Origin of the sequence: Actinokineospora sp. (genome assembly GCF_052390155.1) — a bacterium.
Lineage (GTDB): Bacteria > Actinomycetota > Actinomycetes > Mycobacteriales > Pseudonocardiaceae > Actinokineospora.
Genome location: NZ_JBQTHF010000009.1, coordinates 66,960 through 87,727, shown reverse-complemented (window position 1 = coordinate 87,727; position 20,768 = coordinate 66,960). Strand labels below are relative to the sequence as shown.

Here is a 20,768-nt window from a genome sequence, read left to right as displayed (position 1 = left end):
GGTCCGCGTCTGTCAGGTGAGTTGCGGTACGGCCTCCATCAGGGCGAAGTAGTACCGCGATTCCCTGGTCGTGTTCAGCCCGTACCACGCGTCGAGGGCGGCGGGGGAGAGGACGCCGAGGCGGGACAGGACGGCGCGGGCGAACTCCAGCGGCGCGACGCCGGTCGCGGTGATCAGGTCGCCGCCGATGACCGCCGGGTCGGGTAAATAGTGGTCGGCGCCGCGGTAGTTCGGGGCGAGGGCGGCCAAGGCGTGCGGGTCGTTGCTGGTGTGCGGGCGGGCGTCGAGCAGGCCCGCGTTCGCGAGGGCGATCGTGGCGCCGCAGATGCCCGCCACCGGCACGCCCGCGGCCAGGAAGTCGGCAGCCTTCGCGAGCACGGCCTGGTGCGCCGGGTCGTCCCAGGTGTCGCCGCCCGGCAGGATCAGCAGGGCGCTCGACGCCGGGTCGAGTTCGGCTACCGACAGGTCGGGGACGATCGTCAGCCCGCCCATCGTGCGCACCGGCTCGCGCGTGGCACCCACGGTGCGCACCGGCAGGGACGTCCCCGCCTCGGCGAAGAACCGGCCGGTGTTCAGTTCCGCGGTGAGGTACCCGGGCTCCCAGTCGGCGAGGGTGTCCAGGACGTACAGGTGCGTGTTCATGCCACCGAAGCTAGACCCGACCACCGACAAAAAGTCTCAGTCGCCCTTGCGCTGGCTGAACAGCGACACCCCGACCGGCGGGAGTCCCACCACGCTGGCCATCAGGTCGCAGAACGCGTCGCCGTGGGGGGCGAGGTCGGCGGTGCGCGGGGTCCACGACGCGCGCAGTTCCAGGTCGTCGGTGCGGGCCGGGCCCGCGATGTCGCCGAAGCGCGCTGACGACGTGTCGGTGACCGTGCCGCCAAGGGCGGCGAAGTCGGCGCCGGACGCGGCCAGCGCGTCGGTGAGCCAGGACCACCCCACGCTGGGCAGCAGCGGGTCGTCGGCCAGTTCGGCGTCGAGTTCGGCGCGCACGTACGCGACCACGCGCAGGACGCCGCCCCAGGCGTCCTGACCCTTCGGGTCGTGCAGCAGGATCAGTCTGCCGGTGGCGTGCACCTCGGCCGGTCCGGTGGCCTCCGCGGTGAGCGCGAACGCCCACGGGGCGAGCCGTTGTGGGGGGCGGACCTCGGCGAGCTGCAGCTCCGGTCGAGGTCGCAGCGACTTCAGCGCCTCGACAGCCTGGGTGAACAGCTCAGGCGTAGTCGACGTTCCGGTCACGACTGGTAACTGTAAGACCACCCGAGTCAGTGAGTGGGCGCGGCGCGCCGAGCGTTGACACGCCGATTGCGTACCGACAGTGTGATTCCGGCCTGCGCCGGGGGACGGTGACCGGTATGCGACCATGGCGCCGCGATGACTGAACTGACTCAGCCTGCCCCGGCCGTCGGCACCGCCGCCCGCAGGCATCTCCCCGACGCCCCGTTCCTCGTCGCCGCGCGTGGCGGCGTTCCGGCCAGGGTGCCGGTGTGGTTCATGCGACAGGCCGGGCGCTCGCTGCCGGAGTACCGCGCGCTGCGCGCGAACACCTCGATGCTGGCCGCCTGCTTCGACCCTGAGCTGGTCCGCGAGATCACCCTGCAGCCGGTCCGCAGGCACGGGGTGGACGCCGCGATCCTGTTCAGCGACATCGTGGTGCCGCTGGTGGCGGCCGGGGTCGACCTCGACATCGTGCCGGGCACCGGCCCGGTCGTGGCCTCGCCCGTGCGGACGACCGCCGGCGTGGCTGGGCTGCCCGTGCTGGACGCCGAGCAGGTCGAGCCGGTCGCCGAGGCCGTGCGGCTGCTCACGGCCGCGCTGGGCGAGACCCCCCTGATCGGGTTCGCGGGCGCGCCGTTCACCCTCGCGTCGTACCTGGTCGAGGGCGGTCCGAGCCGCAACCACGAGCGCACCAAGGCGCTGATGTACGCCGACCCCGCCACCTGGCACACGCTGCTCGACCGGCTCGCCGATGTCGCGCTGACCTTCCTGCGCGCGCAGATCGACGCGGGTGTCGACGCGGTGCAGCTCTTCGACTCGTGGGCGGGCGCGCTGTCGCTCAAGGACTACCGCGAGTTCGTCCTGCCGCACTCGGCGAAGGTGCTCGGCGGCCTGGCCGACGCGGGCGTGCCGCGCACCCACTTCGGCGTCGGCACGGCCGCGCTGCTCGGCGCGATGCGCGAGGCGGGCGCGGACGTCGTCGGCGTCGACTGGCGGACACCGCTGGACGAGGCCGTCCGCCGGGTCGGCGACGACGTGGTGGTGCAGGGCAATCTCGACCCGGCCGCGCTGTTCGCTGGCGACGACGTGGTGCGCCGCGAGGTCGCCCGGATCGTGGACGAGGGCCGCGCCGCCCGGGGGCACGTGTTCAACCTCGGCCACGGTGTGCTGCCCGAGACCGACCCGGCGGTGCTGACCCGGGTGGTCGAGCTGGTGCACGGCCTGACGCCCGGCCGGTGACCCCCGTGCGGGTGGCGGTGGTCGGCGGCGGGATCGCCGGGCTGGCCGCAGCGCACCGGCTGCGCGCACTGCTCGGGCCGACCGCCGTGATCACCGTGGTCGAGCAGTCCGACCGGCTCGGCGGCAAGCTGCGCACGGTCGAGTTGGCGGGCGTCCGCTACGACGTGGGCGCCGAGGCGTACCTCAACCGCAGGCCCGAGGCGGCCGCCCTGGTGGCCGAGCTGGGCCTCGCCGACGGCGTTACCCATCCGACATCCGCGCGGTCCACGGTGCGCGCGGGCGGTGTCACCAGACCCATTCCGGGTCGCACCATGCTGGGCATCCCGGCCGACCCGGAGACCGTCGCCGAGCTGCTGTCCGCCGAGGGCAGGCGCCGGGTCGCGGCCGAACCCGGCCTCCCGCCCATCCGGCTCGACGGCGACCTGGCCCTGGGGCCGCTGCTGCGCGCCCGCTACGGCGACGAGCTGCCCGACCGGCTGATCGACCCGCTCCTCGGCGGTGTCTACGCGGGCAGCGTCGACGGCCTCGGCCTACGCGCGACCATGCCGCCGATAGCCGCCGCGCTCGACGCGGGCGCGTCCTCGCTGACCGAAGCCGCCGCCGCGGTCGTCCCGCCGGCGACCGGCGCCCCGCCCGAGCCTGTGTTCGGCACCCTGCGCTCAGGCCTCGGCACGCTGGTCGACGCGCTGGCCCGGTCCGCCGACCTCCGGCTCGGCGTGCCGGTTCGGGCGCTGACCCGTCGCGCGCACGGCTGGCGCCTGCACCTCGGCGCCGCCGCGCCCGGACACGAACCCGCCGATCCGGTGCTCGACGTGGACGCCGTCGTGCTCGCCGTGCCGCCGCCCGCCGCGCGCAGGCTCCTCGACGGGGTGGTGCCCGCCGCGTCGGCGGCGTACGCGCGGGTGGAGATGGCGTCCATGGCCGTCGTGGCGCTCGCGTTGCCGCCCGGCACCGACCTGCCGGGCACCTCGGGCGTGCTGGTGGGCGCGCGGGAGCGGCGGGCCGACGGCTCGCCGTACGCGGTCAAGGCGGTCACCTTCTCGGCGACGAAGTGGGCGCACCTGGACGCGGTCGTCGTGCGCGGCTCGGTCGGCAGACACGGCGAGCCGGGTGCACTGCGCGCCGATGACGACGAGCTGGTCCGCCTGGTCCGGGCCGATCTGGCCGAGCTGGCCGGGGTGTCGGCGGCGCCGATCGAGCAGGCAGTCACCAGATGGGGCGGCGGGTTGCCGCAGTACGCCGTCGGCCACAACGACCTCGTCGCCGACATCGAGCGCGCGGTCGCCGCCGAGCCCGGACTGGCCGTCGCGGGTGCCGCGCTGCACGGCGTCGGTATCCCCGCGTGCATCGGCACGGGCGACGCGGCCGCGCGGCGGATCGCCGCACACCTGCGCGCGCCCACAACCGGCTGAGGGTGGGACGATGTCGGCATGGCCCGCCTGAATTACGCCGAGATCAACGACACCATCCGCTACACCATGTGGTCGGTCTTCAGGATCGAACCCGGCAAGCTGCCCGACGACCGCGGCCCCGCCGCCACCGAGACCGCGAGCTATCTCGATGCCCTGGCAGGCAAGGGCGTCGTGGTGCGCGGCGTGTACGACGTCGCGGGCCTGCGGGCCGACGCCGACTACATGATCTGGTGGCACGCCGAGGAGATCGAGCAGGTGCAGGCCGCCTACACCGGTTTCCGGCGCACCGCGCTCGGCCGGGCGTCGGTTCCGGTGTGGAGCCAGGTCGCGCTGCACCGGCCCGCGGAGTTCAACCGCAGCCACGTTCCCGCGTTCCTCGCGGGAGAGGACGCGCGCAAGTATGTCTGCGTCTACCCGTTCGTCCGGTCCTACGACTGGTACCTGCTGCCCGACGACGAGCGCCGCAAGATGCTCGCCGACCACGGCAAGGAGGCCCGCGACTACCCGGACGTGCGCGCCAACACGGTGTCGTCGTTCGCACTCGGCGACTACGAGTGGATCCTCGCCTTCGAGGCCGACGAGCTGCACCGGATCGTCGACCTGATGCGCCACCTGCGCGGCACCGAGGCGCGGCGGCACGTGCGCGAGGAGATCCCGTTCTACACCGGCACCCGGGTGCCCGCCGCCGAGTTGGTCGCGAACCTGCCGTGACGGTGTTCATCGGCGACGAGCGGGTGGTCGCCGGGCCGTTCCGGGTGGCGCACCTGGCGGCGCAGTGCGTCGCCCAGGTGACCACGGCGGCGGCGGAGTTGTCGCGGCGGCGTGGAACCGAGCCCGGCCCGGTGTCGGTCGACATCCGGCACGCCGCCGAGGCGTTCCGCGGCGAACGCCACCTGCTGGTCGACGGCGCGTCGCCCGGCGAGGTCTGGGCTCCGCTGTCCGGGGACTACCGGGCGGCGGACGGCTGGGTCAAGCTGCACTGCAACTACCCGCACCACGAGGCCGCCGTCCGGTCCGTTCTCGGCGACGACGTGGCGGCCGAGGTCGCGCGTCGGCCCGCTGTCTCGGTGGAGGAGGCGGTGCTCGCCGCGGGTGGTGCGGCGGCGGCCATGCGGTCGGCGGGGCAGTGGCGGGCGCATCCGCAGGGGGTCGCGGTGGCCGCCGAGCCGCTGGTGTCGGTGGAGCGCGTGGGCGACGGTCCGCCGCGTCCGCTGCCCGCCGCCGATCGGCCGTTGGCCGGGGTGCGGGTGCTCGATCTGACGCATGTGATCGCGGGTCCGGTGTGCGGGCGGACGTTGGCCGCGCACGGCGCGGACGTGCTGCACGTGGGGGCCGCGCACCTGCCCACCGTGCGGCCGCTGGTGATCGACACCGGGTTCGGCAAGCGCTCGTGCCACCTGGATCTGCGCGTCCCCGGCGATCGGGAGGCACTGCGCGGGCTGCTCGCGGACGCCGATGTGCTGGTGCAGTCCTACCGGCCGGATTCGTTGTCCACCAAAGGGTTCGGCCCTGCTGATCTGCCGCCGGGGGTGATTCTGGTCAGCCTGTCCGCGTATGGCCACAGTGGACCGTGGCGGGCCCGGCGCGGGTTCGACAGCCTGGTGCAGTTGGCGTGTGGGATCGCCGACGAGGGCGGGGTGGGTCGGCCGGTGCCGTTGCCCGCGCAGGCCTGGCCGAACAGCGCACTGGCTCAGCGGGCTGGGTCGGGTGGAGTCCTTTGAGCACAAGGGTTCTGTGGCCAGCTATCTGTCTGAAATGGACAGTGCTTTTGGGACGATCCGGCACGTGCGCGTTCCGGGGACGCTGCCGGGGGCGCCGCCGCGGTGGGCCCATGGGCCGCGGGTGCCTGGTGGCGATCCGCCGTCGTGGTGGTGAGGACGGGGTGCTGTTTGTCCGACTTCTCGTCAACGATCTTCTCGAAGTGCCGCGAAGGCAGTCACGATTCACCCGATTGACACCCGAATCGTGAGGGTCGCCTCCGCCGTTGAGCGTTAGCGTTCACCCCGTTCAGGGCAACACGTCACCTCTGGAAAGGTCGCACCATGGTCACTCGAAACAGCCCCTGGCCCGCGGGGACACCCTGCTGGGTCGACCTCGGCACCGACGTCGAGCGGGCGAGCGCGTTCTACTCGGGCCTCTTCGGCTGGAAGGTCGAGGTGGGCGGTCCCGAGGTCGGGGGCTACGCGAACTGTTTCGTCGGCGACAAGCGCGTCGCGGGCATGGGCCCGCTGCAGGACGAGGCGCAGCAGTCGACGTGGACCACCTATCTGTCCACTTCGGACGCCGACGCGGGCGTCGAGCGGATCAAGGACGCGGGCGGCCAGGTGCTGGTGGAGGTCATGGACGTCCTGGACTTCGGCCGCATGGTCATCGCCGCCGACTCGACGGGCGCGACGTTCGGGCTGTGGCAGGCGGGCACCCACCACGGCGTCCAGCTCGCCAACGAGCACGGCGCGCTCACCTGGAACGAGCACATGAGCGGCGACCTCGACGGCGCCAAAGCGTTCTACCGCAAGGCTTTCGACTACGTCTACGAGGAGGTCGGCGGCCCGCTCAGCTATGTCACCATCAGCCTCGCCGAAGGCGAGGACTCGGTCGGCGGCATGGGCGGGGTGGACGGCGGCTCGGCCGCGTCCTGGTCCGTCTACTTCAATGTCGACGACGTCGACGCCGCCGCGGCCAAGGTGGTCGAACTCGGCGGCAGCGTGGTGGACACCCCCGAGGACACCCCGTTCGGTCGGATGGGCACCTTCACCGACGACCAGGGTGCCGTGTTCAAGATGATCACCGCGCCCGCCGGGAGCTGAGCCGCCACCAGCGCGGCTTGGCCGGGGTGCGTTCGCCCCGGTCGGCCAGCCAGCGGTCGAATGCCGCCGCGTCCTCCCGCGCCCGCGATCCGTCGCGGCGCGGGTGGGCGCGCGCGTACTCGTCGAACAGCGGGCCGAACCGCTTGCCCAGCTCGCCCGCCAGGTCGGGGGCGAGCTGCGCGGCGACGCGGCGCCGCTTGGCCAGCAGCGCCGCGGCCTCGGTTCGCAGCGCGTTCTGGTCGAACCCCGGTGGCGGCTGCCCGTCGGCCAGCAGCGCGCGCAGCAGGTCGGCCTGCGCGGCCGCCAGCCGCTCCCGCTGTGGGCCGGTCACGGCGCGGTCGCCAGCACGGCCCGGATCGCGTCCAGTTCGGACACCAACTCCGCGTCGGACGGGTAGTTGTCGTCGCGTTCCAAAAGGACACCCGGCGGCCGTGTCCGCGCGCACAGCTCGCCCAGCACGCCCAGCACCTCGTCGGGCACCGGGTGCGCGTGCGTGTCGTGGTACACCCCGTCGACCGTGACGCCGCCCGCGACGTGCACGTACGCGATCCGGTCCAGCGGCAGCGCGTCGAGCAGTTCCAGCGGATCCTCGCCGAGGTTGCGCGCGTTGGCCCATAGGTTGGCCACGTCGACCAGCAGCAGGCACCCGGTGCGCTCCACCAGGTCGGTGAGGAACTGCGCCTCGGTCAGCTCTGTGTCCGGCCACCGCAGCAGCACCGCGATGTTCTCCAGCGCCAGCGGCACCCCGAGCCCGGACTGGGCGGTGCGCACGTTGGCCACCAGCACCTCCAGCGCGTCGCGGGTGCGCGGCACCGGCATCAGGTGGCCGGAGTCCAGTCCGCCCGCGCGCACGAAGCAGATGTGGTCGCTGACCAGCGGCGCGTCGAGCAGGTCGGCCACCGCGGCGAGGTGCTCGACCCGGGCGCCGTCGACCGGGTCGGCACCGCCGAGGGACAGCGACACGGCGTGCGGGAGCACGGGGGTGCCCCGGGACCGCAGCACCCGCAGCGACTCCGGCAGGTGGTCGCGGTGCAGGTTCTCCGCCACGACCTCCACGAAGTCGATCCCGGGCATCCGCTCGACCGTCAGGTCGATCTCCGACCGCCAGCCGATCCCCACCCCGAGTTCCCGCACGCCCATCCCCGTTCCGCTCAGCCGCCGCAGCCGCCGCCACCGCCGCCGCAACTGCTGCCGCCGCCACTGCTGCACGACGACGAGCTGCCGCCGCAGGACGAGCTCGACGAACTTGAGCCCGCGGCCGAGGCGCGGTGCGCCTCCATCGCCGCGAGTTCGACGTCGGGGTGCGCGGCCAGACCGCCGAAGACGACCATCATCGCCGCGCCGCCGCCGAGCAGCGCGTAGTCGGCGCCGTTCGTGGACGGCCCCGGCAACGATCCCCGCCCGCGCCGGGCCTGCCGGAACACCCGGTCGCCCGTGAAGGTCCGCGCCGCCACCGGCCTGCGGTACAGCGCGATCCCCACCACCGCCGTCACCACCAGGGCCAGCGTCAGCCAGCCGATCGAACGCCCCTCGGACAGCCCGTTCGCCCACCGTGCGACACCCACCACGAAGAGGACAGCCACGGGCACGGCGGAGAGCCGTGCCCGGGCCGTGCCCTTGTCGACCAGCAACCCCTTGCCTGCCAGGCCCGCGCCGATGCCGCGCACGGCGGCGTCCTGACCTACCCGGTCGACGAGAAGGGTGAGCGTGCGGTGGCCGTACCGCTGGGCGTCCGCCAGGACCGCCCGATCGATGGGGTAGTTGGCGGTGGCCCCGTGCACCGCCTGGACGCTCCCGCTCCGGCTCGGCCGCAGCTTCCCGGCGTCCACCAGCCGGGCGACTGCGGTCTCCACGACGCGCTGGGCGCCGCCCGCCAGGTAGGCCAACTCGTCGAGGGTGAGCTGGTCGTGCCGCGGCGGGTGCGCGTCCCCGCCCCCCGCGCGGGCCAGGATCCGCATCGCCAACGCGAACAACAAGGCGAATGCGAATGCGACGAAATAGACTTTCAGAAAATCCGGGCCCGAAATTCCCCACGGCTCGTTCATTACTGCCCCCTACCCGAGCTGAAGGACGATTTCCGTGGCCTGCCAACGGAATGCGCAAGGCTGCGGCAATCGTCGGTCCTCTCTTCGACGGAATGTCGAGGACTCCATGGTCGAGGTTCTGTGACTTCCCGCACAAGTGAGTTTGAGCAAGACTTAGGGAACCTGGGGGCAGGATTTAGGCTTCTTGATCGGGAGTTGAGGTTGCGTCGCCCTCGTCGGACACGAGCCGTAGCGAGATGGAGTTTATGCAGTAACGCTGGTCGGTCGGCGTGGGGTAGCCCTCGCCCTCGAACACGTGGCCCAGGTGGCTGTGGCAGCTCGCGCAGAGCACCTCCGTGCGCACCATGCCCATCGCGCGGTCCTCGCGCAGCACGATGCTCTCGCCCGCCAGCGGCGAGAAGAACGAGGGCCACCCGCAGTGCGACTCGAACTTCGTGTCGCTGCGGAACAGCTCCGCGCCGCACGCCCGGCACTGGTAGACGCCGGTGGTCTTGGTGTCGGTGTACTCGCCGGTCCACGCGGGCTCGGTGCCCGCCTCGCGGAGCACGGCGAACTCGCGCGCGTCGAGCCGCGCCCGCCATTCCTGCTCGGACTTGACCACCCTGGGGGTGGCGCCCAGTACGGGTTTCCTGCCGGATTTCATGCTCATCACGCTACCTGTCGGGGCCGCGGGCGGCCCGCGCTCAGCCGAGCAGCGTGGTGAAGATGAACACCACGGCGTCCCAGGCGGCCACGAGGACGCCGAGCAGGATCAGCGTCACGACGATGCCCGCGGTGAGCCGGTGGTGCCCGCCGAGCCGGTTGGCGGACTCGGCGAAGTCGGTCACGCCGCCCAGGTAGCCCTCGACGGTGTAGCCCGGCCGGACCCGTTCGACCCGGTCGAGGTGCTCGGCGAACTCCCGGACCTCCGGGTCGTCCGGGTCGAGTCCGATCAGGTCTTCGGTGAACCGGTTCGGCGACTCGGCGCCCGGTCGCGGGCGCGAGTCGTCGTCGGACGCCCCGTGGGTGCCTGTCGCGACCATGGCACCACGGTAGCCTGCCGCCCCCCGGCGGCGTATAGGCCGTGTCCCCGTGGGACACGACCTACTTCCCTGTCAGGGGCCGCTCTTCCGGCGCGTCGGACTGCTCGGCGCGCAGGTGCACGACTGAGGTGAAGCCCCAGTCCGCGAGCCGCCCGAGCTGGGCGCCGACCTTGCCGCGCCTGCGGATCGGGGACACTCGGCGGCCCTGCGCGCGCAGCTCGCGGGCGGTGCCGGTGACGGTGGGCAGCGGGACGTTGGCCTCGTAGAGCACCGCCACCGCTGGCTCGCGCGGTGCGCTGTCGAGCAGGTCGACGATGCGTTCGAAGCCGATCGAGAACCCGCAGGCGGGCACGTCGCGGCCGAGCGAGCGGCCGATGAGCCGGTCGTAGCGCCCGCCGCCCGCGACCGACCCGGCCGACGACGGGTGCACCACCTCGAAGACCTGACCGGTGTAGTAGCCCATGCCCCGCACCAGCGTCGGGTCGAACTCCCAGCTCAGCGCGCGGTGCCCGGCCAGCGCCCGCAGCGCGTCGGCGGTGGCGGCCAGATCGGCCACTACCTCGTCGGCCAGCCCCGGCACGGCCTCGGCGAGCTGGTCGCCGAGGGTGGCCGGGTCGATGCCCTGCAGGCTGGTGATGCTGTCCTGCAGGCGATCGATCTGGGCGGTGTCCAGGCCGCGCGCGGGCAGTTCGGCCCGCACGCCGGCCCAGCCGATCTTGTCGAGCTTGTCGAGGGTGATGAACAGCCCGGTCCACGCGTCCTCTGGCAGGCCCGCGCCCTGCGCCAGGGCCGAGAGGAACCGGCGGTCGGATACCCGGACGGTGGTGCCGTCGAGCCCGGCGGCGGCCAGCGCCTCCGTCGTCGCCTCGATCAGCTCGACCTCGGCCAGCACGCTCTCCTCGCCGAGCATGTCGATGTCGCACTGGTAGAACTGCCGGTAGCGGCCCTTCTGCGGCCGCTCGGCCCGCCACACCGGGCCGAACTGCAGCGACCGGAACGGCTGCGGCAGGCTCGCCTGGTTGTTGCCGTAGAAGCGGGTCAGCGGGACGGTGAGGTCGTAGCGCAGGCCCAGGTCGACCAGGTCGGCCACGGGGGTGTCGGCCGCGACGGTCTCGTCCAGGCCGCGGCGCAGCACCCGGTAGATCAGCTTCTCGTTCTCGCCGCCCTGCCCGCCGGTCAGCCGCCCGATGTCCTCCAGGGCCGGGGTCTCGATGCGCTGGTACCCGAAGCGGTGGTAGACCTCGGTGATCCGGGCCAGGACGTGGTCGCGCCCGGCGACGGTCGCGGGCAGCAGGTCACGGGTGCCCCGGGCGGGGCTGTTGTCCATCTTCACCGGTCGGTTTCCTCGCAAGGTCTGGCGTTGGCTGACCCGCCGTACGCTACCGGGGCCGCACTCGTGTCCGTGTCGGTCGTAGGCTGGCCCGCGTGGCGGAGTCCCTGGAGTTCAGCGTCGGCACCCGGTCCGTGCGAGTGTCCAACCCGGACAAGCCCTACTTCGCGGATCTCGGGGTGACCAAACGCCAGATCGTCGAGTACTTCCTCGCGGTGGGCGAGGGAATCCTCGGCGCGCTGCGCGAGCGTCCGACGACGCTGGAGCGCTGGCCCGGCGGGGTGGTCGAGGGTGCGAAGATCGCCGCCCGCGCCGAGCACCGGGGTGACGCGTTCTATCAGAAGCGCGTCCCCAAGGGCGCGCCCGACTACGTCGAGACCGCGCGCATCACCTTCCCCAGCGGCCGCTACGCGGACGAGGTGTGCCCGACGGAGTTGGCGGTGGTGGCGTGGGCGGCCAACCTGGGCACCCTGACGTTCCACCCGTGGCCCGTCCGCCGCGCGAATGTGGATCACCCCGACCAGCTTCGGATCGACCTGGACCCCCAGCCCGGCACCGACTTCGACGACGCGGTGCGGGTCGCGTACGAGGTTCGGGAGTTGCTGGACGGGTACGGGATGGCGGCGTTCCCGAAGACCTCCGGCGGCCGCGGCGTCCACCTGTATGTGCCGATCGAGCCGCGCTGGACCTTCACCGAGGTCCGCCGCGCGCTGATCGCCCTCGGCCGCGAGGTCGAACGGCGGCTGCCGGACCAGGTCACCGTGAACTGGTGGAAGGAGGAACGCGGCGCCCGCGTCTTCATCGACTACAACCAGATGGCCCGCGACCGGACCATCGCCTCGGCGTACTCCGTGCGCCCGACGCCGCGCGCGCTGGTCTCGGCGCCGGTGACGTGGGACGAGTTGGGGCGGGTGCGTCCAGAGGACTTCTCCGTGCTGACGATGCCCGCTCGGTTCGCGGAGGTGGGTGATCTGCACGCGGGGGTCGACCGGCAGCGGTTCTCGCTGCAGCCGCTGATCGACCTCGCCGACCGCGACGCCGACCAGGGCGACCTGCCCTATCCCCCCGACTACCCGAAAATGCCCGGCGAACCCAAACGCGTCCAACCCTCCAAAGCCCGCGACGACACCTGAGGTGACCGCGGGTAACCGCACGATTGGCTGACGCGTCCTGCTGTGGCGCCCCAAACCCTCGCGAACGGGCATGATGGCGGTGTGCGAATTCGGGAACTGGACGAGCTGTTGTTCGACCTGGTGAGTCGGGACCACCCTGAGATCGTGGCCGTGGACCGCCTCGACCAGGGCCACAACCGGCTGCGCGTGGAGTTCGCCAGCGGCGCCAAGTGCACGGTCATGGTGCGCGAGGTCGACGGGCCGGGAGTGCCGCCGCACCCGGCCTACCACCTGCCGGAAGGGGTGCTCTAGATGCGGCGCGACCGATTCGTCGAGTACCTGCGGGACCTGCTGGCGGGCAGCGGCCATCCTGACATCGTGAAGGTCGAGTACTACCAGGTGGACGAGCCGTGCGGGACCTGCGGGTGACCTGCCAGGACGGACGGGTGATCTTCCTGCACACCGTCCGCTCCTCCCCGCCCGGCGGCGACGACTTCGCGGCGTCGGAGCCGATCGTGACCAAGGCAGGCGCGGCGACGGCGCGCGATCTGTGATGGTCGAACGGCGCTGAGCCCCGGGAAATGTCGTCCCCGGCATTTACAATGCGGGGGACGGAAGGGGATCACCATGCCGGGCTCGTACCTTGTGCGCTATGTCGGTGGCCCCCTCGACGGCCGGGTCGACACGCTCGACGCGCTGCCTGAGCAGCCGCGGTCGACGGTGACGCACGTGCATCTGCACGGTGGCCCCAAGATCGTGCACCACTACGACCTGCACTACGCCGTCGAGTACGGCTGCGAGTACCGCCTGCGCGAGGACTGACACCGCGCCCCTGGTCCTGTGTGGACAGACGGTGTCGAACACCTCCGAACGGAACTGTCGGACCCACGCGGCACACTCACGCGGCACACTATGGCCCGGAGTCCGATGATCGAGGGGAGCACCATGGCGAAGGCGGCCTCGCTGTCGGCCGAGGACATCGACCGGCTGCGGGCGGATCTGGCCGCGGGCAAGCCGACGCCGGTGTGGTTCACCGCGGCCGCGGTAGGCGTCACCGCGGGGCAGTCCGCCAAGGTGGTGGCGTTCGCCGAGCCCGCGGAGGGCGACTACATCCAGGTGCGCGCCACTGGGTCCAGGGACGTGCTTTCCTTCTCCCCGGCGGAGTTGACCGCGGTCCGGCCCGCGCCGAAACCCAAGCCGGTGCGGCCCGCGCCCGCGCCTGCCGCGGTGGTCGAGCCGGCGGTGGTGGCCGGGCTGGAGCCGGGCGCGCCCGCGCCGGTGCGAACTACCCCGAGCCGTGCGCCCAAGCCGGTGGAGATCACCGTGACGCTGCACTCGACGGTCGAGGGGGAGTGGACGGTGGACGTGTTGGCGGGCAAGAAGCGCACCGTGCGGTGGACCCCGGTGCCCGCGGGCGACGTGGCCAAGGCGGCCCGCGTCCTGCCGCCCGCGGTCGGCGAGGCGATCGGGGTCGCGTTGGCGGCGGCCCGGGTGCGCCAGGAGCAGCGGGTCGAGCAGTTGAAGGCCGAGTTGGACGCGGCCCAGCGGGCCTTGCGCGACTTGGGCTGAGATCACGGACGTGGCGGGCGGAACACGTCGCCGCAGTGGGCGTGGGGTGCGAGAGGGCCGGTCGCCGTGATCATGTCGATGAGGCAGGCGTTGCACAGGAGGCGGTGGCAGCGGTCGCACTGCCACGCGCCGGTGGTCGCGACGATGCTGGCCATCTCCACCATCGCGTTCAGCTCGGACGCGCTGGGGTGCGAGTCGGCGCCGAACTTCTGCAGGAGTCGCTCCAGCATCGGCCCGACGTCGGTCTCGGTGGTGGCGCCGCCGCAGCCCACACAGGTACGGCCGAGCGCGCGTTTCCTGATCACCAGCACCACGACGATCGCCGCCACCGACACGATCACGGCCGCGACGCCCCAGAAGTTCATGCGAGCCCCCGTCGGGTAGCCGTCCGAACCGGCCAGACGGTAGGCGGCGCAATGGTCCTGGGGCGGAGCGAGGCAGCTTCAGGACACCACTGGTCAGGGCGGGCAGACGGTGCCGTCTCGGGGGACTTTGCCGTCTATCAGGAACGCGCGGGCCGCGTCCGTGGCGCACGGCGACACGCCGAGTGCGCCGTGGCCCGCGCCCTGCCACGACACCAACGCCCCCGAGGCGAGCTGTTGCGCCGCGCGCGTGGTGCCCTCCAGCGGCGTCACCGGGTCGGTCGCCGTGCCCAGCACCACGATCGGCGGCGCGCCGACCGCTGTCGGCATCGGTAAGGGTTGCGACGGCACCGGCCACGGGCTGCACACCGCGAGCCACTGCGCGAACAGGCCGCCGAATACCGGGAACCGGGCGGTCCAGTCCTTCGCCGACCCGGTGAGCTGTTCGGTGGACAGGCGGGACTTGGTGTCGTTGCACCTGGTCACCAGGGTGGCGTCGAAGGTGGCGGGCAGGTCGTCGGTCTCCCGGACCGTCGTGACGGCGAACGCGGCCAGCCCGTCCGGCACGCCGCTGCGCGCGTCCGCGATGGCCTTGGACAGCGCGGGCCAGGACTGCCGGTCGCTCAGGCCCGCGAGCACCGCGCGCAGCACGACGCCCACGTTGAGTTCCACGTCGTCGGCGGTGACCAGGGGGGCGGTGACGGCGACGGCCAGAACCTCCGACAGGGCCTGCCGCGCGCCCGCGCCCAGTTCGCAGCCGCGCGCGCCGCAGTCGGCGGCGAAGGCGCCGAAAGTGGCGTCGGCCCCGGCCGCGACGCCCTCCAGGGCCACGATCGCGTCCTGGGTCGGGTCGGGGAGTCCGTCGAGGACCATGCGGCCGACGCTGTCCGGGAAGCGCTCGGCGAACACCGACAGCACCCGCGAGCCCTCGCCGTGGCCGATGGCGTGCAGCCGCGGCATGCCCAGCGCGTCGCGGATCGACTCCATGTCCGCCGCCGTGCGCCAGGTGTCCAGCGCGGGCAGTCGGGTCTCCAGCGCGATGGAGCACTGCTGGCCCGCGGTACGCGCCTGGTCGACCCAGCCCTCGACGTCGAGTTCGCGCGGGTCGGCGTCGACGATCGCGGCGCGCACCTCCTCCGGCACACACCGCACGGCGTCGCTGTTGCCCGTGCCCCGGCGGTCGACGCCGACGAGGGAGAACCGGGTGAGGAACTCCGGCGGCAGACTCGCGGCGAGCCGGACGGCGTAGAGCGAGCCGGGCAGGCCGTCGACGTCGTTGACCACCACGATCGGGATGGGCCCGGAGCCCGCCCGCAGCACCTGCATTCGGACGGTGCCTTTGCCTGGGGCGTAAGGGGAATCGAGCACACCGTTGACCCGGCCGCAGTCGATCTTGAGGGTGGCGGGCGGGGCGAGCTTGTCGAGCCGGTCGCGGACCTCGGGGCCGCAGCCGGTCCAGCGGACGGAGGCGTCCTTGGGCTCGCCCAGTTCCGGGACCGGCGCCGGGCCGCTGCTGGCCGTCGTCGGCGGGCTACCGCCGTCGCCGTCGTTGACCACGATGACCGGGCGCGCGGACGGACCCGCGGTGCACGCGGCGAGCAGCGCGACCGGCAGTAGCCAGATCCCGCGTCCGACCCTCACGCCTGCGTCGCCCTCCTCGTCCAGATGATCACGGCTGAGCCTGCCATCCGGCAGGTGTGACCGCCGTGAGCAGCCCATCCGGTCAGACATAGGATGAATCCACGAGTCGGTGGAGGGGGTTGTCGTGGTGCGTTCGCCGGTGTCGCGGGTGGTCGGTGCCTTCCCGCCCACCTCGCAGGTGCTCGTCGGGATCGTCAGTATCCAGGTCGGCGCGGTGCTGGCCAAGCAGTTGTTCGCCGTCGCCGGTTCGATGGGCGTGTTCGCGCTGCGGCTGGTGTTCGCCGCGCTGGTGCTGGTGCTGATCTGGCGTCCGTCGATTCGGATCGACCGGCGGGCGCTGCCGGTCATGCTCGGCTACGGCGTGGTCCTCGCGGCCATGAACTTCTTCTTCTATCTGGCGCTGGAGCGCATCCCGCTCGGCATCGCGGTGACGGCCGAGTTCCTCGGTCCGCTCGCCGTCGCGATCGCGGGTTCCCGCCGCTGGCTCGACGGACTGTGGGCGCTGCTCGCGGCGGCGGGCGTGGTGCTGCTCGCTCGCGGCGGCGGCGACCTCTCGCTCGTCGGTCTGCTGTTCGCGGTGGCCGCGGGCGCCTGCTGGGCGGCGTACATCCTGCTGGGCGCCGCGCTCGGCAGCCACAGCGCCGACGGCTCCGGTCTGGCGCTGGCGATGGTCGTCGCGGGCGTCATCGCGGCGCCGATCGGCATCGCGGACGCGGGCAGCGCGCTGCTCTCGCCGACCGTGCTGCTCATCGGCCTCGGTGTGGCGCTGATGTCGTCGGTGATCCCGTACTCGTTCGAGTTGGAGGCGCTTCGGCGGATGCCGCCGCGGGTGTTCGGCGTGCTGATGAGTATCGAACCGGCTGTCGCCGCACTGGCGGGCCTCATCGTTCTCGGCGAGGTGTTGCGGCCACTGCAATGGGTGGCTGTCGCGTGCGTCGTCGTGGCCTCGGCGGGCGCCACCCGCACCGCCCGGCCCGAGGTGTAACTGTGGACAGTACTTTATGGACAGTGCTTTGTGGACGGTGCGGCTAGCGGGCGCGGACGTCGCCGCGCAGGACTGAGGCCAGGTCGTAGCGGGCGGGCTCTTCGAGTTGCTCGTACGTGCACGACGCGGGCTCGCGGTCCGGGCGCCAGCGCTGGAACTGCGCGGTGTGCCGGAACCGGCTCGGGTAGCCGCCCTCGGTGTGCTCGTAGGACACCTCGACCACGCGCTCCAGCCGCAGCGGCACCCAGGGCTGCTCGGTCGTGCGCCACCGGCTGATCGCGCCCGGCAGCCGGGTGCCCTCGCCCGGGTCGTCCGCGAGCCACGGGTGGCCGTCCTCGCCGCCCGGCATCAGCTCGGCCAACTCCACGGCCAGCTCACGCCTGCGCGCCACCGGGAACGACCCGACGACGCCGACGTGGTTGAGGCCGCCGGAGTCGTCGTAGAGGCCGAGCATCAGCGAGCCGACGGCCTCGCCGGGCACGGTGTCCTTGTGCCAGCGCAGGCCCGCCACCACGCAGTCGGCGGTGCGGGAGTGCTTGAACTTGAGCATGGTCCGCTTGTTCGGCGTGTACGGGCCGTCGGCGGGCTTGCCCATCACGCCGTCCAGGCCAGCGCCCTCGAAGATCGTGAACCACTGCCGGGCCAGGTCGGCGTCGGTCGTGGCGGGCGTGAGGTGCACCGTGTCGGTGACCGTGAGCAGGCCCTCCAGCAGCTCGCGCCGCCGTCCGCCGGGGGTCTCCAGCAGCAGGTCGTCGCCGAGGGCGAGGACGTCGAAGGCGATGAACCGGGACGGTGTCTGCTCGGCGAGCAGGGTGACCCGGCTCGCCGCCGGGTGGATACGCTCGGCGAGCCGGTCGAAGTCGAGCCTGCCGTCGACGTCGACGACCAGCTCGCCGTCGAGCACCACGCGGTCGGGCAGCGCGGCGAGCAGGGCGGTCGCGGCTTCGGGGAAGTACCGGTTGAGCGGTTTGCCCGACCGCGACTGGAGAACCACGTCGTCGCCGTCGCGGAAGACCAGGCAGCGGAAGCCGTCCCACTTGGGCTCGAACACCAGGCCCGCCCCGTTCGGAATGGACTTGGCGGGCTTGGCCAGCATCGGTTGGACCGGCGGTGTCAGCGGCAGCACACCACCATCCTGCCCGCTCAGCGCACCCGTTGCCGCTCCGCCGCGCCGAGTTCGAGCCGGACCGCCGTGGGCAGCGAGTCGACCCCGAGCGACTCGCGGGCGCGGCGCATCACGGTTCCGTCGAGTTCCTGCCAGACGTCCCGCACGCGGGTGCCCTCGCGCAGCCACAGGTTCAGCCGCAGCGCGGGGGTCTCCGGGTCGCCGACGACGGTGGCGCGCGCCCGGCTGACACCGTCGACCTGCTCGGCGTCGACCGCGATGGCGTCGGCGATGGCGCCCGCGGTGACCAGCAGGCCCTTGCCGACCGTGCGGTCCAGCGCGAGGTCGGGGTGCCGCTCCGGCCGCAGCGTCCGCAGGGCCAGCATGACCCCGGTGACCAGCAGCAACACGCCCAGGGCGACCGCGGTGATCCGGGCGGCGAGCTGCCAGTCGACCAGCGTGTCGACCGCGATCGGGTCGAGCACCGCGCGCCGGGCGCGGAACGTGCCCAGCCAGCCCTGGCCGACGGCCAGCGCCGCGCCGCCCGCCAGCAGCGCGAGCAGCCCCACGCCGGTGGTGAGTACCCGCTCGGCGCGGTGGGACCGGGCGAGCGCGGCGACGGAAGGCGATTTCATTGGCGGTCCCTGGGGGAGTCGACGACGACGCTGACCTTGGGCCGGCGGGCCAGCGGCAGGTCGGCGAGGGTCGTGCGGACGACGTCGAGCAGCCGGGGGCGCAGTTGCGCCTCGGACTCCAGCCTGCTGACCGCCCGGACGCGGACGCGCTTGGCGGTGGCGGTGACCGACGCGCTCACCACGTTGTCCTCGGCCCGCACCCGCACCCCGACGATCCGGGCGAGCGAGCGGGGCGAGGTGCGCACGGTGACGCCGGACGCGGGGTCGAGCAGGACGATGTCCTTGTGCCGCGCGGTGGCGGCGATCAGCAGCAGCACCAGGCCCGCGCCCGCCACGATGCCCGCGACGAGCCGCACATCGGCGTTTTGCCAGGTCACCTCGGCCAGTCGGTCGCGCCAGTCGGGCCACGGCACCAGCAGCGGGGCGTCGGTCGGCCGCGCCCAGGCCCAGCCGACCTCCAGGGCCAGCAGCGCCCCGGCCGCGGCCAGCACGAGGCCCAGCAGACAGCTCAGGAATCTCACGAGAACACGCACTGGTCACTCCACTCGGGGGCGAATTTCCGGCCGCAGCGCGGAAACGGTGACGTCGACGCCGCGCACCCGGTACGCGGTGATCCGCTCGACGGCCTCGGTCACCCGGGCGCGGACGTCGGCGACGACCTCGCGCACCGCCGCCGGGTAGTGCAGCGCCAGATCGATGCGCAGCTCCACGTGGTCGCCGTCGCCGGTCACCGTCGCGGTCGAACCCTGGGAGCCGATGCCCAGGCCGGCCAGTTTCCGTTGCACCGCGGTGGTTCCCGGCGTCTCGTCGGCCGCGCGCTGGGCGACCTTGCGCACCACCACCGGGTCGATGCGGAGCCCGCCGCGGTCCTCCGGGGCCGCGGGCGGGCGCACGGCCTGCTCGGTCACTGGTCTTTGCCTCGGCCGCCGAAGACGTCGGACAGGTCCAGCTCGCCGTCGATGACCCGGCCGACCACCAGGCCGACGAAGCCGATGGCCAGGGTGATCACGAAGGCGAGAAAGCCCTGTGTCGCCGCGAGACCGAGCACGAGACCAGCGATGATGCCGGTCTGGGTTGCGTTCATCTTCGGTGGCTCCTCAGCGCCGATGAGTCTGGTATGGACTGTCTCTCTTAGACTGTCTCTTGTAGACATCCAGGGCTACTCGACCCTGGGTTTGCGGAACCGCCGGTCGTGCCAGCGACGCAGCCGGGTGGCGACGGCCCGCACCCCTCGTGGCGGGTCGCCGCCCACCACCGGGGCGTCGTATCTGGCGTCGGCCGCCAGCGCGGCGAGCCCGGCGACGAACTCGTCGTGGTCGCCGCCGCGGTCCGGGTGGGCCCGGCGGACGAAATCGCGGTACGCCGCCCGATCGGGCCTCTTGGTCACGGCAGAACCACGTCGCTCACGTGCACGTCGACCGGGACTGGCCCGGTCACCCCCCGAATCCGTGCGCGAAGCTGGCCGATCACGTCCGGGATGGGCGCGCCGAACGCGAGCACCACGGCGACCTCCACCGCGTCGACCCGCCCGTCGTCGGCCGGCACGCCCAGGTGGACGCCGACGACCCGCCTGCCGGGCAGGTGCGTGGCCACGGTGCCGAAGGCGCCGCCGTCCAACCGCACCACCGCGGGATGGTCGAGTACCGCCGCGCCGACGAGGTCGGCGAGGTCACCGGGGTCCGGTGGGCGGGTCGTCGGAGTCATGGCCGGTCACTCCACTCGGGACTGGGCGGGCGCCGCTTCGGCACCGTCGTCGTCCGCGGGCAGGTGGATGTCGTTGACGGCGATGTTGACCTCGATGACCTCAAGGCCGGTCATCCGCTCCACCGCGGTGATCACGTTGCGGCGCACCGCGCGCGAGAGCTCCACGATGCCCGCGCCGTACTCGACGACCACGTCGAGGTCGATGGCGGCCTGCTTCTCGCCCACCTCGACCGACACCCCCGAGGTGGACACGGTGCCCGCGCCCGGGATGCGCTCGCGGATCGCGCCGAACGCGCGGGACACCCCGCCGCCCATCGCGTACACGCCGGACACCTCGCGGGCCGCCATGCCCGCGATCTTCTGCACCACGTTCGAGGCGATGGTGGTCTTGCCCTGCGACTGCTCGTCGGCCAGTCGCGCGGGGACCGCGCCGGAGCGGGTGTCCAATTCGGACTTGGTGGGGCTGGTGGGTGCCATGACTGGCAGCTCCTTTCGCTGGAACGGGCGCCGAGCGGTTCGGTCTCGGTCGCCACATGAGGTCAGATGCCCCGGCGGGTCGGGATCTCTCGCAAGGTCACC

Annotated in this window: 29 protein-coding genes; 11 read left to right on the top strand and 18 right to left on the bottom strand. The window is 72.8% G+C overall.

Features of this window, described 5'->3' with window-relative positions:
* Positions 1-12: 12 nt before the first annotated feature.
* Both ACT4N7_RS04935 and ACT4N7_RS04930 read right to left on the bottom strand, forming a co-directional pair.
* A complete protein-coding gene (locus ACT4N7_RS04935) occupies positions 13-642 on the bottom strand; it encodes a type 1 glutamine amidotransferase family protein (protein ID WP_444827369.1) in 630 nt (209 codons plus the stop codon).
* A 36-nt stretch (positions 643-678) separates the two neighbouring features.
* Complete coding sequence (locus ACT4N7_RS04930; protein WP_444827368.1) at positions 679-1,242, bottom strand: DUF3000 domain-containing protein; 564 nt, start codon at positions 1,240-1,242, stop codon at positions 679-681.
* A 135-nt stretch (positions 1,243-1,377) separates the two neighbouring features.
* On the opposite strand from ACT4N7_RS04930, the gene hemE reads away from it, so the two are divergent.
* The 5 genes from hemE to ACT4N7_RS04905 all read left to right on the top strand — a co-directional run bounded on the left by hemE (position 1,378) and on the right by ACT4N7_RS04905 (position 6,679).
* Positions 1,378-2,460: a uroporphyrinogen decarboxylase gene (gene hemE / locus ACT4N7_RS04925; RefSeq protein WP_444827367.1), complete on the top strand. Its 1,083-nt coding sequence runs from the start codon at positions 1,378-1,380 to the stop codon at positions 2,458-2,460.
* Positions 2,457-3,872, top strand: coding sequence for a protoporphyrinogen oxidase (gene hemG, locus ACT4N7_RS04920; RefSeq protein ID WP_444827366.1), 1,416 nt, complete (start codon positions 2,457-2,459; stop codon positions 3,870-3,872). The genes hemE and hemG overlap by 4 nt, the downstream gene beginning before the upstream one ends.
* Before the next feature lie 18 nt (positions 3,873-3,890).
* On the top strand, positions 3,891-4,583 hold the full coding sequence (gene hemQ, locus ACT4N7_RS04915) for a hydrogen peroxide-dependent heme synthase (RefSeq protein ID WP_444827365.1): 693 nt from the start codon (positions 3,891-3,893) through the stop codon (positions 4,581-4,583).
* Positions 4,580-5,593, top strand: coding sequence for a CoA transferase (locus ACT4N7_RS04910; protein ID WP_444827364.1), 1,014 nt, complete (start codon positions 4,580-4,582; stop codon positions 5,591-5,593). Before hemQ ends, ACT4N7_RS04910 begins: the two co-directional genes overlap by 4 nt.
* A gap of 321 nt (positions 5,594-5,914) precedes the next feature.
* A complete protein-coding gene (locus ACT4N7_RS04905) occupies positions 5,915-6,679 on the top strand; it encodes a VOC family protein (protein WP_444827363.1) in 765 nt (254 codons plus the stop codon).
* On the opposite strand, the gene ACT4N7_RS04900 is transcribed toward ACT4N7_RS04905, so the two are convergent.
* The 6 genes from ACT4N7_RS04900 to hisS form a co-directional block, all read right to left on the bottom strand.
* The gene (locus tag ACT4N7_RS04900) at positions 6,657-7,010 is read right to left on the bottom strand and encodes a hypothetical protein (RefSeq protein ID WP_444827362.1); all 354 of its coding nucleotides are present in this window, start codon (positions 7,008-7,010) and stop codon (positions 6,657-6,659) included. The two genes, ACT4N7_RS04905 and ACT4N7_RS04900, sit on opposite strands and share 23 nt — an antisense overlap.
* Positions 7,007-7,813, bottom strand: a complete 807-nt coding sequence (locus tag ACT4N7_RS04895; protein WP_444827411.1) for a DUF692 domain-containing protein — start codon at positions 7,811-7,813, stop codon at positions 7,007-7,009. The genes ACT4N7_RS04900 and ACT4N7_RS04895 overlap by 4 nt, the downstream gene beginning before the upstream one ends.
* A gap of 17 nt (positions 7,814-7,830) precedes the next feature.
* Entirely contained in the window at positions 7,831-8,724 is an 894-nt protein-coding gene (locus tag ACT4N7_RS04890) for a TIGR04222 domain-containing membrane protein (protein WP_444827361.1), read from the bottom strand.
* Positions 8,725-8,899: 175 nt separating this feature from the next.
* On the bottom strand, positions 8,900-9,367 hold the full coding sequence (gene msrB, locus ACT4N7_RS04885; protein ID WP_444827360.1) for a peptide-methionine (R)-S-oxide reductase MsrB: 468 nt from the start codon (positions 9,365-9,367) through the stop codon (positions 8,900-8,902).
* A 40-nt stretch (positions 9,368-9,407) separates the two neighbouring features.
* Positions 9,408-9,746, bottom strand: coding sequence for a hypothetical protein (locus ACT4N7_RS04880; protein ID WP_444827359.1), 339 nt, complete (start codon positions 9,744-9,746; stop codon positions 9,408-9,410).
* Positions 9,747-9,807: 61 nt separating this feature from the next.
* On the bottom strand, positions 9,808-11,073 hold the full coding sequence (gene hisS, locus ACT4N7_RS04875) for a histidine--tRNA ligase (protein WP_444827410.1): 1,266 nt from the start codon (positions 11,071-11,073) through the stop codon (positions 9,808-9,810).
* Between the two features lie 89 nt (positions 11,074-11,162).
* Between hisS and ACT4N7_RS04870 the strand changes: the two genes are divergently transcribed.
* The 5 genes from ACT4N7_RS04870 to ACT4N7_RS04850 all read left to right on the top strand — a co-directional run bounded on the left by ACT4N7_RS04870 (position 11,163) and on the right by ACT4N7_RS04850 (position 13,757).
* A complete protein-coding gene (locus tag ACT4N7_RS04870) occupies positions 11,163-12,209 on the top strand; it encodes a DNA polymerase domain-containing protein (protein ID WP_444827409.1) in 1,047 nt (348 codons plus the stop codon).
* A gap of 81 nt (positions 12,210-12,290) precedes the next feature.
* Positions 12,291-12,500 (top strand): hypothetical protein, encoded by a 210-nt coding sequence (locus ACT4N7_RS04865; protein WP_444827358.1) that lies wholly within the window; start codon positions 12,291-12,293, stop codon positions 12,498-12,500.
* 98 nt (positions 12,501-12,598) lie between these two features.
* The gene (locus ACT4N7_RS04860; RefSeq protein WP_444827357.1) at positions 12,599-12,742 is read left to right on the top strand and encodes a hypothetical protein; all 144 of its coding nucleotides are present in this window, start codon (positions 12,599-12,601) and stop codon (positions 12,740-12,742) included.
* Positions 12,743-12,815: 73 nt separating this feature from the next.
* Positions 12,816-13,010, top strand: coding sequence for a hypothetical protein (locus ACT4N7_RS04855; RefSeq protein WP_444827356.1), 195 nt, complete (start codon positions 12,816-12,818; stop codon positions 13,008-13,010).
* A gap of 105 nt (positions 13,011-13,115) precedes the next feature.
* Positions 13,116-13,757, top strand: coding sequence for a DUF6319 family protein (locus ACT4N7_RS04850; RefSeq protein WP_444827355.1), 642 nt, complete (start codon positions 13,116-13,118; stop codon positions 13,755-13,757).
* Positions 13,758-13,759: 2 nt separating this feature from the next.
* Here the strand turns inward: ACT4N7_RS04850 and ACT4N7_RS04845 are convergent, their stop codons facing one another.
* Positions 13,760-14,122 (bottom strand): hypothetical protein, encoded by a 363-nt coding sequence (locus ACT4N7_RS04845; RefSeq protein WP_444827354.1) that lies wholly within the window; start codon positions 14,120-14,122, stop codon positions 13,760-13,762.
* Positions 14,123-14,215: 93 nt separating this feature from the next.
* A complete protein-coding gene (locus ACT4N7_RS04840; RefSeq protein ID WP_444827353.1) occupies positions 14,216-15,760 on the bottom strand; it encodes an alpha/beta hydrolase in 1,545 nt (514 codons plus the stop codon).
* 124 nt (positions 15,761-15,884) lie between these two features.
* On the opposite strand from ACT4N7_RS04840, the gene ACT4N7_RS04835 reads away from it, so the two are divergent.
* On the top strand, positions 15,885-16,745 hold the full coding sequence (locus ACT4N7_RS04835) for an EamA family transporter (RefSeq protein WP_444827352.1): 861 nt from the start codon (positions 15,885-15,887) through the stop codon (positions 16,743-16,745).
* Between the two features lie 43 nt (positions 16,746-16,788).
* Here ACT4N7_RS04835 and ACT4N7_RS04830 read toward each other — a convergent pair whose 3' ends face one another.
* The 8 genes from ACT4N7_RS04830 to ACT4N7_RS04795 form a co-directional block, all read right to left on the bottom strand.
* Positions 16,789-17,871, bottom strand: coding sequence for an ATP-dependent DNA ligase (locus ACT4N7_RS04830; RefSeq protein WP_444827351.1), 1,083 nt, complete (start codon positions 17,869-17,871; stop codon positions 16,789-16,791).
* A gap of 17 nt (positions 17,872-17,888) precedes the next feature.
* Positions 17,889-18,485, bottom strand: coding sequence for an alkaline shock response membrane anchor protein AmaP (locus ACT4N7_RS04825; RefSeq protein ID WP_444827350.1), 597 nt, complete (start codon positions 18,483-18,485; stop codon positions 17,889-17,891).
* On the bottom strand, positions 18,482-19,018 hold the full coding sequence (locus tag ACT4N7_RS04820; protein ID WP_444827349.1) for a DUF6286 domain-containing protein: 537 nt from the start codon (positions 19,016-19,018) through the stop codon (positions 18,482-18,484). Before ACT4N7_RS04820 ends, ACT4N7_RS04825 begins: the two co-directional genes overlap by 4 nt.
* A gap of 3 nt (positions 19,019-19,021) precedes the next feature.
* Positions 19,022-19,393, bottom strand: a complete 372-nt coding sequence (locus ACT4N7_RS04815) for an Asp23/Gls24 family envelope stress response protein (protein WP_444827348.1) — start codon at positions 19,391-19,393, stop codon at positions 19,022-19,024.
* On the bottom strand, positions 19,390-19,569 hold the full coding sequence (locus ACT4N7_RS04810) for a hypothetical protein (protein ID WP_444827347.1): 180 nt from the start codon (positions 19,567-19,569) through the stop codon (positions 19,390-19,392). The genes ACT4N7_RS04815 and ACT4N7_RS04810 overlap by 4 nt, the downstream gene beginning before the upstream one ends.
* Before the next feature lie 75 nt (positions 19,570-19,644).
* On the bottom strand, positions 19,645-19,872 hold the full coding sequence (locus tag ACT4N7_RS04805; protein ID WP_444827346.1) for a hypothetical protein: 228 nt from the start codon (positions 19,870-19,872) through the stop codon (positions 19,645-19,647).
* Positions 19,869-20,189 carry a hypothetical protein gene (locus ACT4N7_RS04800; RefSeq protein WP_444827345.1) on the bottom strand — a complete coding sequence of 107 codons (321 nt, stop codon included), beginning with the start codon at positions 20,187-20,189 and terminating at the stop codon, positions 19,869-19,871. The genes ACT4N7_RS04805 and ACT4N7_RS04800 overlap by 4 nt, the downstream gene beginning before the upstream one ends.
* Before the next feature lie 6 nt (positions 20,190-20,195).
* The gene (locus ACT4N7_RS04795; RefSeq protein WP_444827344.1) at positions 20,196-20,666 is read right to left on the bottom strand and encodes an Asp23/Gls24 family envelope stress response protein; all 471 of its coding nucleotides are present in this window, start codon (positions 20,664-20,666) and stop codon (positions 20,196-20,198) included.
* Between the last annotated feature and the right edge of the window lie 102 nt (positions 20,667-20,768).

Coding starts and splice junctions, on each gene's coding strand:
- ACT4N7_RS04935 (WP_444827369.1), bottom strand. CDS start 642: ATGAACACGCACCTGTACGTCCTGGACACCCTCGCCGACTGGGAGCCC.
- hemE (WP_444827367.1), top strand. CDS start 1,378: ATGACTGAACTGACTCAGCCTGCCCCGGCCGTCGGCACCGCCGCCCGC.
- hemQ (WP_444827365.1), top strand. CDS start 3,891: ATGGCCCGCCTGAATTACGCCGAGATCAACGACACCATCCGCTACACC.
- ACT4N7_RS04905 (WP_444827363.1), top strand. CDS start 5,915: ATGGTCACTCGAAACAGCCCCTGGCCCGCGGGGACACCCTGCTGGGTC.
- ACT4N7_RS04890 (WP_444827361.1), bottom strand. CDS start 8,724: ATGAACGAGCCGTGGGGAATTTCGGGCCCGGATTTTCTGAAAGTCTAT.
- msrB (WP_444827360.1), bottom strand. CDS start 9,367: ATGAAATCCGGCAGGAAACCCGTACTGGGCGCCACCCCCAGGGTGGTC.
- ACT4N7_RS04880 (WP_444827359.1), bottom strand. CDS start 9,746: ATGGTCGCGACAGGCACCCACGGGGCGTCCGACGACGACTCGCGCCCG.
- hisS (WP_444827410.1), bottom strand. CDS start 11,073: ATGGACAACAGCCCCGCCCGGGGCACCCGTGACCTGCTGCCCGCGACC.
- ACT4N7_RS04855 (WP_444827356.1), top strand. CDS start 12,816: ATGCCGGGCTCGTACCTTGTGCGCTATGTCGGTGGCCCCCTCGACGGC.
- ACT4N7_RS04850 (WP_444827355.1), top strand. CDS start 13,116: ATGATCGAGGGGAGCACCATGGCGAAGGCGGCCTCGCTGTCGGCCGAG.
- ACT4N7_RS04845 (WP_444827354.1), bottom strand. CDS start 14,122: ATGAACTTCTGGGGCGTCGCGGCCGTGATCGTGTCGGTGGCGGCGATC.
- ACT4N7_RS04825 (WP_444827350.1), bottom strand. CDS start 18,485: ATGAAATCGCCTTCCGTCGCCGCGCTCGCCCGGTCCCACCGCGCCGAG.
- ACT4N7_RS04810 (WP_444827347.1), bottom strand. CDS start 19,569: ATGAACGCAACCCAGACCGGCATCATCGCTGGTCTCGTGCTCGGTCTC.
- ACT4N7_RS04800 (WP_444827345.1), bottom strand. CDS start 20,189: ATGACTCCGACGACCCGCCCACCGGACCCCGGTGACCTCGCCGACCTC.
- ACT4N7_RS04795 (WP_444827344.1), bottom strand. CDS start 20,666: ATGGCACCCACCAGCCCCACCAAGTCCGAATTGGACACCCGCTCCGGC.